The 13,568-nt window shown below is 34.9% G+C and carries 18 protein-coding genes; 15 read left to right on the top strand and 3 right to left on the bottom strand.

Annotated elements, in window-relative coordinates; genetic code table 11:
- Nucleotides 1-56: 56 nt before the first annotated feature.
- From BAQ46_RS09420 to BAQ46_RS09410, 3 genes are all read left to right on the top strand, one after another.
- On the top strand, nucleotides 57-680 hold the full coding sequence (locus tag BAQ46_RS09420; RefSeq protein ID WP_001008505.1) for a nitroreductase family protein: 624 nt from the start codon (nucleotides 57-59) through the stop codon (nucleotides 678-680).
- A gap of 144 nt (nucleotides 681-824) precedes the next feature.
- A complete protein-coding gene (gene rpmG / locus BAQ46_RS09415; protein ID WP_001265617.1) occupies nucleotides 825-974 on the top strand; it encodes a 50S ribosomal protein L33 in 150 nt (49 codons plus the stop codon).
- 209 nt (nucleotides 975-1,183) lie between these two features.
- Nucleotides 1,184-2,677 carry a YcdB/YcdC domain-containing protein gene (locus BAQ46_RS09410; protein ID WP_071741850.1) on the top strand — a complete coding sequence of 498 codons (1,494 nt, stop codon included), beginning with the start codon at nucleotides 1,184-1,186 and terminating at the stop codon, nucleotides 2,675-2,677.
- A 43-nt stretch (nucleotides 2,678-2,720) separates the two neighbouring features.
- Here the strand turns inward: BAQ46_RS09410 and BAQ46_RS09405 are convergent, their stop codons facing one another.
- Complete coding sequence (locus BAQ46_RS09405; RefSeq protein WP_061132136.1) at nucleotides 2,721-3,614, bottom strand: hypothetical protein; 894 nt, start codon at nucleotides 3,612-3,614, stop codon at nucleotides 2,721-2,723.
- Between the two features lie 182 nt (nucleotides 3,615-3,796).
- Between BAQ46_RS09405 and sigK the strand changes: the two genes are divergently transcribed.
- Nucleotides 3,797-4,510 (top strand): RNA polymerase sporulation sigma factor SigK, encoded by a 714-nt coding sequence (gene sigK / locus BAQ46_RS09400; RefSeq protein WP_000051382.1) that lies wholly within the window; start codon nucleotides 3,797-3,799, stop codon nucleotides 4,508-4,510.
- Nucleotides 4,511-4,800: 290 nt separating this feature from the next.
- Nucleotides 4,801-5,589, top strand: coding sequence for a phosphatidylserine decarboxylase (locus BAQ46_RS09395; RefSeq protein WP_071741849.1), 789 nt, complete (start codon nucleotides 4,801-4,803; stop codon nucleotides 5,587-5,589).
- A gap of 146 nt (nucleotides 5,590-5,735) precedes the next feature.
- Here BAQ46_RS09395 and sda read toward each other — a convergent pair whose 3' ends face one another.
- On the bottom strand, nucleotides 5,736-5,891 hold the full coding sequence (gene sda, locus BAQ46_RS09390; RefSeq protein ID WP_000850094.1) for a sporulation histidine kinase inhibitor Sda: 156 nt from the start codon (nucleotides 5,889-5,891) through the stop codon (nucleotides 5,736-5,738).
- A 247-nt stretch (nucleotides 5,892-6,138) separates the two neighbouring features.
- Here sda and BAQ46_RS09385 point away from each other — a divergent pair, with 247 nt between their 5' ends.
- The 8 genes from BAQ46_RS09385 to BAQ46_RS09350 all read left to right on the top strand — a co-directional run bounded on the left by BAQ46_RS09385 (nucleotide 6,139) and on the right by BAQ46_RS09350 (nucleotide 11,268).
- Nucleotides 6,139-6,651 carry a YqeG family HAD IIIA-type phosphatase gene (locus BAQ46_RS09385; protein ID WP_000765311.1) on the top strand — a complete coding sequence of 171 codons (513 nt, stop codon included), beginning with the start codon at nucleotides 6,139-6,141 and terminating at the stop codon, nucleotides 6,649-6,651.
- A gap of 3 nt (nucleotides 6,652-6,654) precedes the next feature.
- Nucleotides 6,655-7,761, top strand: coding sequence for a ribosome biogenesis GTPase YqeH (gene yqeH, locus BAQ46_RS09380; RefSeq protein WP_000140795.1), 1,107 nt, complete (start codon nucleotides 6,655-6,657; stop codon nucleotides 7,759-7,761).
- Between the two features lie 15 nt (nucleotides 7,762-7,776).
- The gene (aroE, locus tag BAQ46_RS09375; protein ID WP_061132137.1) at nucleotides 7,777-8,610 is read left to right on the top strand and encodes a shikimate dehydrogenase; all 834 of its coding nucleotides are present in this window, start codon (nucleotides 7,777-7,779) and stop codon (nucleotides 8,608-8,610) included.
- Between the two features lie 5 nt (nucleotides 8,611-8,615).
- Complete coding sequence (yhbY, locus tag BAQ46_RS09370; RefSeq protein ID WP_000955224.1) at nucleotides 8,616-8,909, top strand: ribosome assembly RNA-binding protein YhbY; 294 nt, start codon at nucleotides 8,616-8,618, stop codon at nucleotides 8,907-8,909.
- A 131-nt stretch (nucleotides 8,910-9,040) separates the two neighbouring features.
- Nucleotides 9,041-9,610, top strand: coding sequence for a nicotinate-nucleotide adenylyltransferase (gene nadD / locus BAQ46_RS09365; RefSeq protein ID WP_001226058.1), 570 nt, complete (start codon nucleotides 9,041-9,043; stop codon nucleotides 9,608-9,610).
- Nucleotides 9,600-10,169, top strand: coding sequence for a bis(5'-nucleosyl)-tetraphosphatase (symmetrical) YqeK (yqeK, locus tag BAQ46_RS09360; protein ID WP_001078246.1), 570 nt, complete (start codon nucleotides 9,600-9,602; stop codon nucleotides 10,167-10,169). The genes nadD and yqeK overlap by 11 nt, the downstream gene beginning before the upstream one ends.
- Nucleotides 10,166-10,522, top strand: coding sequence for a ribosome silencing factor (rsfS, locus tag BAQ46_RS09355; protein ID WP_000653200.1), 357 nt, complete (start codon nucleotides 10,166-10,168; stop codon nucleotides 10,520-10,522). The genes yqeK and rsfS overlap by 4 nt, the downstream gene beginning before the upstream one ends.
- Nucleotides 10,519-11,268 carry a class I SAM-dependent DNA methyltransferase gene (locus BAQ46_RS09350; RefSeq protein WP_001105568.1) on the top strand — a complete coding sequence of 250 codons (750 nt, stop codon included), beginning with the start codon at nucleotides 10,519-10,521 and terminating at the stop codon, nucleotides 11,266-11,268. The genes rsfS and BAQ46_RS09350 overlap by 4 nt, the downstream gene beginning before the upstream one ends.
- Nucleotides 11,269-11,439: 171 nt before the next feature.
- Here the strand turns inward: BAQ46_RS09350 and comER are convergent, their stop codons facing one another.
- Nucleotides 11,440-12,267: a late competence protein ComER gene (comER, locus tag BAQ46_RS09345; RefSeq protein ID WP_001020541.1), complete on the bottom strand. Its 828-nt coding sequence runs from the start codon at nucleotides 12,265-12,267 to the stop codon at nucleotides 11,440-11,442.
- A gap of 77 nt (nucleotides 12,268-12,344) precedes the next feature.
- Between comER and BAQ46_RS09340 the strand changes: the two genes are divergently transcribed.
- Together BAQ46_RS09340 and BAQ46_RS09335 are read left to right on the top strand one after the other, a co-directional pair.
- Entirely contained in the window at nucleotides 12,345-12,944 is a 600-nt protein-coding gene (locus BAQ46_RS09340; RefSeq protein WP_071741848.1) for a helix-hairpin-helix domain-containing protein, read from the top strand.
- A gap of 63 nt (nucleotides 12,945-13,007) precedes the next feature.
- A complete protein-coding gene (locus tag BAQ46_RS09335) occupies nucleotides 13,008-13,565 on the top strand; it encodes a ComE operon protein 2 (protein WP_000439783.1) in 558 nt (185 codons plus the stop codon).
- Nucleotides 13,566-13,568: the final 3 nt, after the last annotated feature.

Here is a 13,568-nt window from a genome sequence, read left to right as displayed (position 1 = left end):
TTCATTTGTATAAATTAATGTATATTTGAATTTATAGTTATTAAGGAGGCTATACGGTGAACTTTGAAGAATTAGCAATTGCTAGACGTTCTGCAATGAAATTTGTACAAGGAATAGAAATCCCAGATGAGGACTTTAAAAAAATATTTGAGCTCACAAAGCTTTCTCCATCTTGTTACAATTTGCAACATACACATTATGTTGTAATTCGTGATCAAGAGCGCAAAGAAAGATTAAAAGAGTTAGCCTTCGGACAATATAAAGTATCGAGTGCATCTGCGGTAATACTTGTTTGTGGTGACAAGAGAGCATACCAAAATGTCGAAAATATTTATTTCGGTATGAAGGTTTTAAAGATGATTGATGAATGTGAGTATGAAGATACAATTAAGCAAACGAAAGGGTTATATGAAGGAAAAGGAGAACGCTTCATGGAAGAGGAAGCGATTAGAAATGCTTCGCTAAGTGCGATGACTTTTATGTACGCAGCTAAGTATTATGGATATGATACGTGTCCAATGATCGGTTTTGATGAGAAAGCAGTACAAGGTGAATTGAATATGCCAGAGCATGTAGTACCTGTTTTAATGATTACGATAGGAAAAAGTGATACTACTAAAATTCGCCCACGAGGATATAGAAAACCAATTAGTGAGTTTGTTACATATGAGACATTTTAATACAAGGTATAGATTACTTAAATAAAAGGGTTCTATTTAGATCCCTTTTATTTTGCAATTGACAAATAGAATGAAGTTATATAATATATAAATCGTAATCATTACGATTTAGTTTGCGATCTTTAAAAGAAAGGAGAATTACATATGCGTGTAAATATTACACTAGCTTGTACGGAGTGCGGTGATCGTAATTATATTTCTAAAAAGAATAAACGAAACAATCCAGAGCGTATCGAACTAAAAAAATATTGTCCACGATTAAAGCGAGTAACGTTACATCGTGAAACGAAGTAGAAGACTAGAGATATCTCTAGTCTTTTTTCGTTTATCCCGCTATTTGCCGGGCAGTAAGACATTTACCTCAAAATTCAGCGAAAGCAAAGAAGGTAGGTGGGGGTCTTACTGCCCGTAAAATCCCGATTGGTGAGGGCTGATTAAAGTTTCACTTTATATTTCTTTTGTTTGTTATAATTACCTTAAATTGTAATAAAGGGAGCGGTATGATGAATCAAAAAGATAAAGAAAGAAAAGAGCAAGTGGCTCATATTATTAACATTCCAGATGATTATAGGCTTGTTGTAGATGATCAAGAAGGTGTGGATGACCCATATCATCTATTATGGTGGGAGCATAAAGCGGATGGGGAGAGAACGATACAGATTACGTTGAATAGACATACTGGTAATTTAATTGACTTTAGGATAGAGGATGAAAAAGCTTTTTCGAGCGGTAAGGAAGCGATAGAAGAGAATAAAGCAAGAGAGGTTGCAAATACATTCTTAAGAAAATATACAAAAGAAGGATATGAATTTTATACATATGTAACTGTTAAGGATGATTGGCGCGGTTGGAAAAAAGTAAATTATATGCAAGAAGTGAATGGCTATCCATTGCCGAATACGGGGTGTGTTGTGCTAGTACATCCATTAGGTGATGTGATGCATTTTCATTATAATGGACAAAAAGCTATCGAGAAAAAACCGTTATGGCCAAGTGATATTGTTGAGGAGAACGTCGTCTTAGAAAATTTGAAGGTTAGACAAGATATGAGACTTGCATTTGTAGATTTAACACACTCCTCATGTGAGTATGAAAATGGAGAAGAAGTAAAAGGGGACCATCTTGTATATGAACCAGATCCTAGCCATGCATGTATTGATGCAAGTACAGGTAAAGATTTATATGGGCCAGAACATTATAAATTACCGCCAACAGTAGTTGTTGAAAAAATAGAAGAAGGTAACCGGCAAGATGACATATTCGAATTATTTGACTGGGATAAAGAAAGTTTTGCAAAAGTAGATGAGACGGAAAATAATAATGAAATAAGGATGAAATTTGTTCCGAAAGAGGAATTACAAAAACAGAAAGAAGAAAAGAATTCATATTTAATGAATGAATTCTTTAAAAAGCATTTACCGATGCTGAAATATAATAATTTAGTTAGCGTTACAATTGATAAATTAACCAATGAATTAACTGGTTTTATAAAATTGACAGATGATAAAGAAGTAAAGCAAATACTGCCTAGAGAGGAATGTTTAAAAAAAGCACTTCAATTTTTGGAACAAGTTATTCCAGATATCACACAATATCTGCGTCTTTGGGAGGAACGTGAAGAAGCTGAAGATGGGATTGAAAGATTTATTTTTTCTGTATATATAAATGATATTCCGGCAGAGTATAACCAATTTATGATTAACATCAATACGGAAAACGGTGCTGTGATGCACTACTCTGGAGAGTCTAGCAAATTTATAAAAGAATTACTTACATACGAAACAACACCAAAAGTAACGAAAGAAGAAGCGTTAGAAATATACAGAGATGCTATCCGAGTTAAATTAGAATGGTCTATAGATCATGATGTAGAGGAAACGGTATATCAATTGCTGTATAAACAAATAACGGGTGAAAATTATAAAGAATTCTTCGACGGTAGTCGAGAAATTCGTTATATTGATGCGCATACTGGGGAGAAAATTTGGAGCAAGTAAAATAAAAAGAGTTATTTTTCAAAGAAAATAACTCTTTTTATTTTTATAATTTGCCTGTTCGTTTTTCAAATGTAAATGTGATAGGAAGGTTGGAAGGAGAACTATCACTTTTAAATGTTACTTTCCATTCTTTAGAGTGGGCTTTAATTTCGAAATCAAGAAGATTCATTGCTCTACGTTTATCTATTTCTAAAAACATATTATGAATTTCTGGTTCCTGCTGTAAATTAAGAGCCTTTAGTGTGACTGTTAATGTGAAAAAATCTCGCCCTTCATATACTATTTTTGATATTTTTGTTTTTTGTGTATTTAACAGTATATAAAAACGGTCTGATGGAGTTAATTGTACAGAGTCATCAGTAATTTCATCCTCCATATTATGAAGTTCAACTAAGAAAGATGTACTATGGGAAGAATCTTTTTTGCTTGTAATCTGTAATTCAGTAGGAATCATCGGTATTTCATAAAAATCATTCCTTATTATGTTGTTGTAATCCTCTGAAAATTTACGGACTTCTTTTGGGAAAGAGTCTTCTTCTTGTGTACTTAAAAAAGTTTTATGTTGCTTTGGAATTTTTTCACTAAACTTAAATGTTTCTTTAAAGTAATAATTGGATCCAGTTAAAAATAAAAAACTACAAATTAATAAAAAAATTCGATAGGGATTTTGAAAGTGAAAGAACGATAGTATACATGTAATAAATCCAATTACATAGAAAATAAAGATAAGTAGTTCTAATTTTGAGTGAAAGGAGAAACCATAGTTATGAAAAAATTTCATTCCAATTATAATTTGAGCTCCAAAAAACAAGGAAATTCCAAATTGAAAAAATAATAAATCAGGCCCTCTCTTAATAACAAAAGTAATGAATGAAATGAAAAGTAAAAATACCCCTAAATAAATTGTTACATTTAATAATCGATCTAATGTGAGCATGAATAGTGTCCCCTTTAATAGCATATTCATATATAAATAACAATTTTATATAATTATAATATAACAATAAAATATTTTAAATGTTGGAAGTGTTGAGTTTTATAAATAAACTGTACAGACACAAACAACCTCATGCCCACATACACTTAGTAAAGACCACTATTTTGGCGGAGGTGAAAGGTTTGAGTCTATTCGCCGCAATTGGATATATGGTTCGAGAAGTGTTTGTTTTTGTTTCTTATGTGAAGAACAATGCGTTTCCGCAGCCATTATCATCAGACGATGAGAGAAAGTACTTAGAGTTAATGGAGCAAGGTGATGCTCAAGCGAGGAATCTGTTAATTGAACATAATTTACGGCTTGTAGCTCATATCGTTAAAAAATTTGAAAATACAGGGGAAGATGCAGAAGATTTAATTTCAATTGGTACAATCGGGCTCATTAAAGCAATCGAGAGCTATTCGGCAGGAAAAGGAACGAAACTTGCGACGTACGCAGCACGCTGTATTGAAAATGAAATTTTGATGCATTTACGTGTATTAAAGAAAACGAAAAAGGACGTTTCACTTCATGATCCAATCGGGCAAGATAAAGAGGGGAATGAAATATCGCTTATTGATATATTAAAATCAGAGTCTGAAGATGTAATTGATATGATCCAGCTTAGTATGGAGTTAGAAAAGATTAAAGAGTATATCGATATTTTAGACGAACGAGAGAAAGAAGTAATCGTGAAGCGTTTTGGACTGGGGCTTGATAAGGAGAAGACGCAACGAGAGATTGCGAAGGCACTTGGTATTTCCAGAAGCTACGTATCAAGAATTGAAAAGCGCGCTTTAATGAAAATGTTCCATGAATTTGTAAGAGCAGAGAAAGAGAAAAAAGCAAAAGAATAATGTACATTACAAGCAGCCGTATTTTAAAATGGGCTGCTTTTCTTTTTGGAAATAAGGAAAGAAAAAGAGTTGTGTTCAGAAGAAATCCATGTTCACTGTTGAAAATGACGGATTCTATCTGTAATATTAGAAGGTGCTAAACAATTTAAGAATGATACCGTACTTAGTTTTCTGCATGTATAATATGGCGGTTCTATATGATATGTGGGAATAAGAACTAATTTTACATATGATATAGAAGGAAAAGAAGGGGAAGCTAAAGTTATAGACTGATTAGGAGGTTCCGCAATTTGCGACGTACATTATATCGACTTATGATCGAACTTACAAATGGTCGTTTTACTTCTTATATATTACGTAAATTTGCACAATCTCGTTTGAGCTCTATCATTATTCCATCGTATGCGAAAGTATTTCAAATTAATCAAGATGAGATGGAAAAGGATTTGAAGGAATATAGAACATTGCATGAATTATTTACACGTAAGTTAAAAGAAGGAAAGCGTAGTATTGATACAGATGCATCGAGTATCGTTAGTCCTGTTGATGGTGTTTTTGCTGATCACGGTCCTATTGAGGACACAAAAACATTTGATATTAAAGGCAAGCGTTATTCGATTGTGGATATGCTAGGTAATGAAGAACGTGCACAGCGATATGCAGGTGGTACATATATGGTTATTTATTTAAGCCCAAGTCATTATCATCGTATTCATAGTCCGCTTTCTGGTTCTGTGACTGAAAGATTTGTACTCGGTAGAAAATCATATCCGGTAAATGCAGCTGGTATGGAATACGGGAAAGAACCATTGTCAAAAAACTATCGCTCCGTTACAGAAGTGAATAGTGACGGTGAACATATGGCGCTTGTAAAAGTAGGAGCTATGTTTGTAAATAGTATTGAGCTGCTGCATGAAAGAGACACTGTTCAAAAAGGTGAAGAAATGGCATACTTTACATTCGGTTCAACAGTTGTGTTATTGTTTGAAAAAGATATGATAGAAGTAGTGCAAGAATTGAAGAGTGGACAAGAGCTTCGCCTTGGTGAAAAGATTGCTACTCGATTGGCTCATAAGTAAAAAAGATTTTATAACTGTAAGCAAGATTTATGGACAAAGATGCGTAATGATGAAATTCCCTAGATGGGAGTACTTGTTTATTCGAGAGCCATCGCAGGATGGCTCTTTTTACAAGTTAGTTAATTAAAATTCCTCTTTATATGTAATCAAGACGATTTGACAAGCTTGTCCTCTAATGAGCGTCTAATAATTTCTTGTTTTATAAGTAAAATGAAGTCGGGATTTAATTTTAGTTCTTTTGCTTTATAATAAGACTCAGTGAGTAACTCAGTAGATAACTGTTCCATATGTTTTGTTTTCAAGGTGAGTCACCTCCTAATAATATAAGGATTGATTCGTTGTTGCATTTAATGTACCAAAAAAATATGACAGTCACAAACGGGTGGTTATCCACATACCTAGGTGGATAAAATGTGTATAGATTGTTAGTAAATTCCAAATTAACTGAAATATTAATGTGGAAAATGTGTACAATTTTATCCACAGGCCATATATCGAAATATGTTGTCGAAAAATTTTTATGAAAACTCCTCAAAGAGGTGAAAGAAATTGAAACTATTTTTACCAAATGAATATGTGAAAAATGTATATCATGTTCAACCAGAAGATTTGAAGAAACGTGGAATTAAAGGTGTTATTACTGATTTAGATAACACTTTAATTGAATGGGATCGTCCAAATGCAACGCCACAACTTGAAGAATGGTTTTTGAAAATGAAAGAGCAAGGCATTCAAGTAACGGTCGTTTCAAATAATAATGAGCAACGAGTGAAAGATTTTGCTGATCCATTAGGCATTCCATTTATTCATAGTGCGCGTAAGCCATTTGTCCGTGCGTTTAAGCGTGCGATACGAGAGATGCAGTTGCAACCAGATGAAGTTGTAGTAATTGGGGATCAGTTACTGACAGATGTGTTAGGTGGAAACCGAGTTGGACTGCATACAATTTTAGTTGTACCAGTAGCACAAACAGACGGATTAGTAACGCGCTTTAATCGAAAAATTGAACGAAGAATTATGAGAAACATGAAGAAAAAAGGTTTAATTAACTGGGAGGAATAAAGTTTGACTGAAACAATTAAATGTATTGGTTGCGGTGTAGAAATTCAAACAGAAGATAAAAATGAAGTAGGATATGCTCCTGCCTCATCTTTAGAAAAAGAACAAGTAATTTGTCAACGCTGTTTTCGATTGAAACATTATAACGAAATTCAAGATGTCTCATTAACAGATGATGATTTCCTACGTATTCTAAACGGTATTGGAAAATCGGATGCGTTAGTAGTTAAAATTGTAGATATTTTCGATTTTAATGGTAGCTGGTTACCTGGCTTACATCGTTTCGTGGGAAATAATAAAGTATTACTTGTTGGGAATAAAGCGGATTTAATTCCTAAGTCAGTAAAACATGATAAAGTAAAGCATTGGATGCGCTATAGTGCAAAGCAGCTAGGATTAAAGCCAGAAGATGTCTTTTTAATTAGTGCAGCGAAAGGACAAGGGATTGCTGAGCTGGCAGATGCGATTGAGTATTACCGCGGCGGAAAAGATGTTTACGTTGTTGGATGTACAAATGTAGGGAAATCAACATTCATTAATCGTATGATTAAAGAATTTAGTGATGAGACTGAAAATGTAATTACAACATCTCATTTCCCAGGAACAACGCTTGATTTAATTGATATCCCGTTAGACGAAGAATCTTCTTTATATGATACGCCAGGTATTATTAACCACCATCAAATGGCTCATTATGTTGGAAAACAAAGCTTAAAGCTTATTACACCAACAAAAGAAATTAAGCCAATGGTATTCCAATTAAATGAAGAACAAACATTGTTCTTTAGCGGATTGGCACGTTTTGATTACGTAAGTGGCGGTCGTCGCGCATTTACTTGTCACTTCTCAAATCGTTTAACAATCCATCGTACAAAGCTTGAGAAAGCAGATGAATTGTATAAAAATCATGCAGGGGATTTACTAAGCCCGCCAACACCAGAAGAATTAGAAAATATGCCAGAGCTAGTGAAATACGAGTTTAATATTCGTGAACCAAAAACGGATGTTGTATTCTCTGGATTAGGATGGGTTACTGTGAACGAACCGGGAGCAAAAATTGTTGCACACGTACCAAAAGGAGTAAGTGTTTCATTGCGTAAATCTTTAATTTAATATGGAGAGGGATTTATGAAACAATTATATGGTGTAATCGGAAATCCAATTGGACATTCATTATCACCCGTTATGCATAACGATGCATTTGAACACTTGAATATGGATGCCCATTATCATGCCTTTCTTGTTAAAGAGGAAGTGCTAGGGGAAGCAGTAAGAGGTTTAAAAGCGTTAGGTATTTCAGGATTTAATGTAACAACTCCGCACAAAGTTGCGATTATGGATTATTTGGATGAGATTGACCCGCTAGCAAAACAAATTGGTGCAGTAAATACGGTGGTTCATAAGGATGGGAAATTGATTGGCTACAATACAGATGGAATTGGTTTTGTCAAAGCGCTACAGTCAATTAGTAGTGAACCACTTCAAGAGAAACGTATTTTATTGCTTGGCGCAGGTGGTGCTAGTCGAGCTATTTATTTTTCACTTGCTGATGTAGGTGTGAAAGAGATTGATGTAGCGAATCGTACAGTAGATAAGGCGAAAGAACTTATTACTGCATGTACGGCTACTGTTCATTCTGTTGCTTTATCGTTAGAGGAAGCAACAGAAGAACAAGAGAATTATGATATTATCATTCAGACGACAACGATAGGTATGCATCCACGTGTCGAACATACGCCGTTACAAATTTCTTCGTTGAAAAAGGGAACGATTGTATCAGATATAATTTATAATCCATTTGAAACGAAAATTTTATGTGAGGCGAAAGAGCAAGGTGCAATCATTCAAAATGGTATTGATATGTTTGTTTATCAAGGAGCGCTTGCATTTGAAATGTGGACAGGTTGCGTACCGAATATTGAACGAATGAAACAATTAGTTATAAGAAAGCTTGGAGGCTAACATATATGTTAACAGGAAAACAAAAAAGATTTTTACGTGCACAAGCACATCATTTAACACCAATTTTTCAAGTAGGAAAAGGCGGAGTAAATGAAAATATGATTAAACAAATTGCAGATACTTTAGAAGCTCGTGAGTTATTTAAAGTAAGTGTGCTACAAAACTGTGAATTCGATCGCCGTGAAGTTGCAGAAGAACTTGCAAAAGGTGCACGTGCGGAAATCGTTCAAGTAATTGGAAGTACAATTGTTTTATACAAAGAATCAAGAGAAAACAAGCAAATTAAACTTCCTCGATAAAAATAACATATGTTATTTTTATCACTAGTAATGGTGTAGAGATCGAAACCAATTGAACTTTTATTAACAGTAAACTCTCTTCGGATGGAAATGAAGAGAGTTGCTGTATGTAAAAGGAAGGGGCGTTTCTTTTGAGAAAAATTGGCATCATTGGCGGTACATTTGATCCGCCACATTATGGACATTTGCTCATTGCAAATGAAGTATATCATGCTTTGAATTTAGAAGAAGTATGGTTCTTACCGAACCAAATTCCGCCGCATAAACAAGGGCGGAATATTACAAGTGTAGAAAGTCGCTTACAAATGTTAGAACTTGCGACTGAGGAAGAGGAACATTTTTCTATTTGTTTAGAAGAGCTAAGCAGGAAGGGCCCATCTTATACGTATGACACTATGCTACAATTAACGAAGAAGCATCCGGATGTGCAGTTTCACTTTATTATTGGTGGAGATATGGTTGAGTATTTACCGAAGTGGTATAACATTGAAGCGTTACTTGATCTTGTAACGTTTGTTGGGGTTGCAAGACCGGGTTATACATTGCATACACCTTATCCTATCACCACTGTGGAAATTCCGGAGTTTGCAGTTTCTTCATCTTTATTACGTGAGAGATATAAAGAGAAGAAAACATGCAAATATTTACTTCCTGAAAAAGTACAGGTATATATCGAGAGGAATGGGTTGTATGAATCGTGAGGAAGCACTTCATATTGTGAAACAACAAATGCATGAAAAACGTTATATACACACAATTGGTGTAATGGAGACGGCAATTGAACTTGCTAAATTATACGGTGTGGATGAAAAAAAGGCTGAAGTTGCAGCTATATTCCATGATTATGCGAAGTGTAGAGCGATTTCAGAGATGGAAGAGATCATTAAAAGTGAAGGTTTGCCGAAAGATTTACTTTGTTATAACAAAGAGTTATGGCATGCACCTGTTGGGGCATACTTAGTAGAAAAAGAAGTAGGTATTACAGATCCTGAAATCCTGCAAGCTATTACATATCATACAAGTGGTCATGAGAAAATGACGATGTTAGATAAAGTAATTTATGTAGCTGATTACATTGAGCCTGGGCGAAAGTTTCCAGGGGTGGAGGAAGCTCGTAAACTCGCATATACGGATATAGATCAAGCTTTATTATTTGCGCTAAAGAGAACAATTCAATTTTTAATGGAAAAAGATCAAACGATTTATCCATTAACATTCCAAACATACAATGCAGTTATCAAGGAGGAAATGAGTAAATGAAAGATAAAGATTTATTAGTATTAGCAGCAAAAGCAGCTGATGATAAGAGAGCAGAAGATATGGTTGTCCTAAATATGCAAGGTATTTCACCAATTGCAGATTATTTCATTATTTGTCACGGTAACTCAGATAAGCAAGTGCAAGCAATTGCACGTGAAATTAAAGCGAAAGCACACGAGTTCCAAATCGACGTACAACGTATGGAAGGTTTTGACGAAGCTCGCTGGGTATTAGTTGACCTTGGAGATGTAGTTGCTCATGTATTCCATAAAGATGAGCGTAATCACTATAATTTAGAGCGTCTATGGGGCGATGTGCCACGTGAAGATATTACAGAAGAGTTAGGCCAATGAACTACGAGCAATTTGCGTTGCTGTACGATGAACTAATGAATGATGTCCCTTATGATAAATGGGTGGAATTCACAGAGGAAAGCTTGCAGCAAGCGGATATGAAAGAGGCGAAGATTCTTGATGTAGCATGCGGTACTGGTAATGTAACGCTTCCGCTTGTACAAAAGGGTTACGATGTAATCGGTGTCGATCTTTCAGAAGAAATGTTAGCAGTCGCACAGCAAAAACTAGGCGAGGCAGGATATTTTATTCCTTTTTACCAACAAGATATGCGGGAGCTTGATGTTCCAGGTGAGTTTGACTGTGTAACGATCTTTTGTGATTCATTAAACTATGTATTGCAAGAAGATGGAGTGCAAGAAACATTCCGAAGAGTGTTTCATCATTTACGTCAAGATGGTTTGTTTTTATTTGATGTACATTCTTTATATAAAATACATCATGTATTTCAAAATGAAACATACACAGTGAATGGAGAAGAAATATCTCTTATTTGGAATTGCTTCCCTGGTGAAGATTCAAACAGTGTAGAACATGATTTAACATTCTTTGTTCAAGACCCAGAAGAAGATGTGTACCATCGTTTTGACGAATGTCACGTACAACGTGCATATCCGGTTGAAGAGTTAACGAAATGGCTTGAAGAAGCTGGTTTTACAGTGCTTCGTGTAACTGGTGACTTTGAGCGACTTGAAGTTACAGAACAAACAGAGCGTATTTTCTTCATGGCGAAGAAAAACGGATAAAACAAAAGCAACCGAGAAGGTTGCTTTTGTTTTGTGAAGAAGCTGTAATTTTAGTTCTAGGATAATAAGAAAATGACATACGTGGATTGTGAAAAAGCTAGTTTAAGTAAAAATGTAATGTGAAAAATTAAGTATTTATAAAAAGGATTTGGAATGACGATGACGTATTTGTTATGTGTGTTTATTGAATTGCTGATCAACGCATTTTAAATCTTCATCAAATTTCTCGTGTGTCCGCTCGATTAATTTATGAAACATATCCCCAACATGTTCTTCTAAAACCCGAATGCCTTCTCCTGTAACGCCGCCTTTCACACATACTTTTTCTTGTAAAGTAGGCAATGTGAAAATCCCTTTTTCGAGTAGTTTCCCCATTCCGACGACCATTTCACTTACTAAAGTAGTGGCTTCTTCATGTGTAATATTTGTTTTATCTACAGCAGCGTTAATGAAACATTGTAATAAATAACTAAAGAATGCAGGGCCGCAGCTTGCTATATCAGATGAAACGCGCGTTATATCTTCTTCTATTACAAGGGGAGTAGAAATGTTTTTGAATAAGCGAAATAGTTTTTGTTGCCATTCTTCAGAGCAGTTACTTCCAAATGTAAATAGTGATGCGCCGGATAGGGCGCGGTTTGTAATGCTCGGAATAATACGGGCAACATGGCAAGGTACAAGTGTCTCTAATTGTGATGGAGATATTGGACTTGTGATAGAAACTAAGCACTTTTCATCAGAAAAATGTTCAGCGTATTTTTGCAAGATTGGGTATATATCTATCGGCTTTACGCAAATAAAAATAAGATGTGATCGTTCGATTACCTCATCAATAGTTTTGGCTATATGAACAGAAGGGTGTTTTTCCTTTATATGATATGCTTTGGCGGGCGTCCGATTAATGATCGTAAGGCACGAAGGTTTGACAGCACGGGTTTCTAAAAATGCATCGATTAGTATATTCCCCATGTTTCCTGTCCCTATAATTCCTATGTTCAATGTTTCATCCCTCCTTCGTAACAGCTTTCTCCTAAACAATATGAATGATGTTATAAATTTATGATTAGAGGTGAAAAATGATGTGGGATTTTCCAAAGAAATGGTTAGGATTAGTTGCTATTATTGGAACTGTGCTTTTTCTTATTTTCTGGAAAACGAATGAGCATACAGAGCGATCAGTTATTGCAACGGATGTTCAAGAGAAAGATATAGAGAAGAAAAGTAAACCGAAAATATCGGATACAAAGCAGCAGAAAAAAATAATTGTAATTGATATGAAAGGGGCTGTTGTTAAAGAGGGGGTGTATGAAATGAAAGAAGGGGACCGGGTCAAGGATGCCATTGAAAAAGCAGGTGGTTTTTTGCCTGAGGCAGATAGGATGAAGGTGAATTTAGCGCAAATGGTACAAGACCAAATGCTTCTTTATGTACCGAATAAAAACGAACAAGTGCAAGAGGTAGCTGCTGTTTCAAAGGGAGAGGGAAAAGTTCAAATAAATGCAGCTTCTAAAGAACAACTTGAAAAAATTACAGGTATTGGTTCTCGGAAAGCAGAAAGTATTTTGAAATATCGAGAGGAACATGGTCCGTTTCAAAAAATAGAAGATTTGTTAGAGATTGATGGGATTGGTGTGAAGTCTTTGGAGAAAATAAAAGATCAAATTATTATTCCGTAAAAGATTGACGAAGTTTTTCTTCATTCGCTACACTACAAGTAGACAAAAAAGTAGGTGAAGAATATGGAACGAATTTCATGGGATCAATATTTTATGACGCAAAGCCATTTGTTATCTTTACGTAGTACATGTACAAGGCTTGCAGTAGGAGCGACAATTGTTCGTGATAAACGAATTATTGCTGGTGGATATAATGGTTCAATTAAAGGTGGCGTACATTGTATAGATGATGGATGCTACGTTATTGATAATCATTGTGTTCGTACAATTCATGCAGAAATGAATGCTTTGTTACAATGTGCAAAATTTGGCGTGAAAACGGAGGAAGCGGAAATTTATGTTACGCATTTTCCTTGTTTACAATGTTGTAAGGCGATTATTCAAAGTGGTATTACAGCAGTTTATTATGCACAGGATTATAAAAATCATCCGTATGCCGTAGAGTTATTTGAAAAAGCGAATGTAACGGTGAAACACGTTCCGCTAGAATATGATATTGCAGCATTAGAGGATCAAAAACGTCATATGGAGTTAAAAGAACTATTTGCATCTTTAGAAAAAGAGAACTTATCAATGGAAGAATTACAGCATGTATTCACGAAAGCAAAAATGATGCTATAAGGA

This window comes from Bacillus paranthracis (assembly GCF_001883995.1).
In the GTDB taxonomy this organism is placed as follows: domain Bacteria; phylum Bacillota; class Bacilli; order Bacillales; family Bacillaceae_G; genus Bacillus_A; species Bacillus_A paranthracis.
This window is presented reverse-complemented; position numbering and strand designations above follow the sequence as displayed.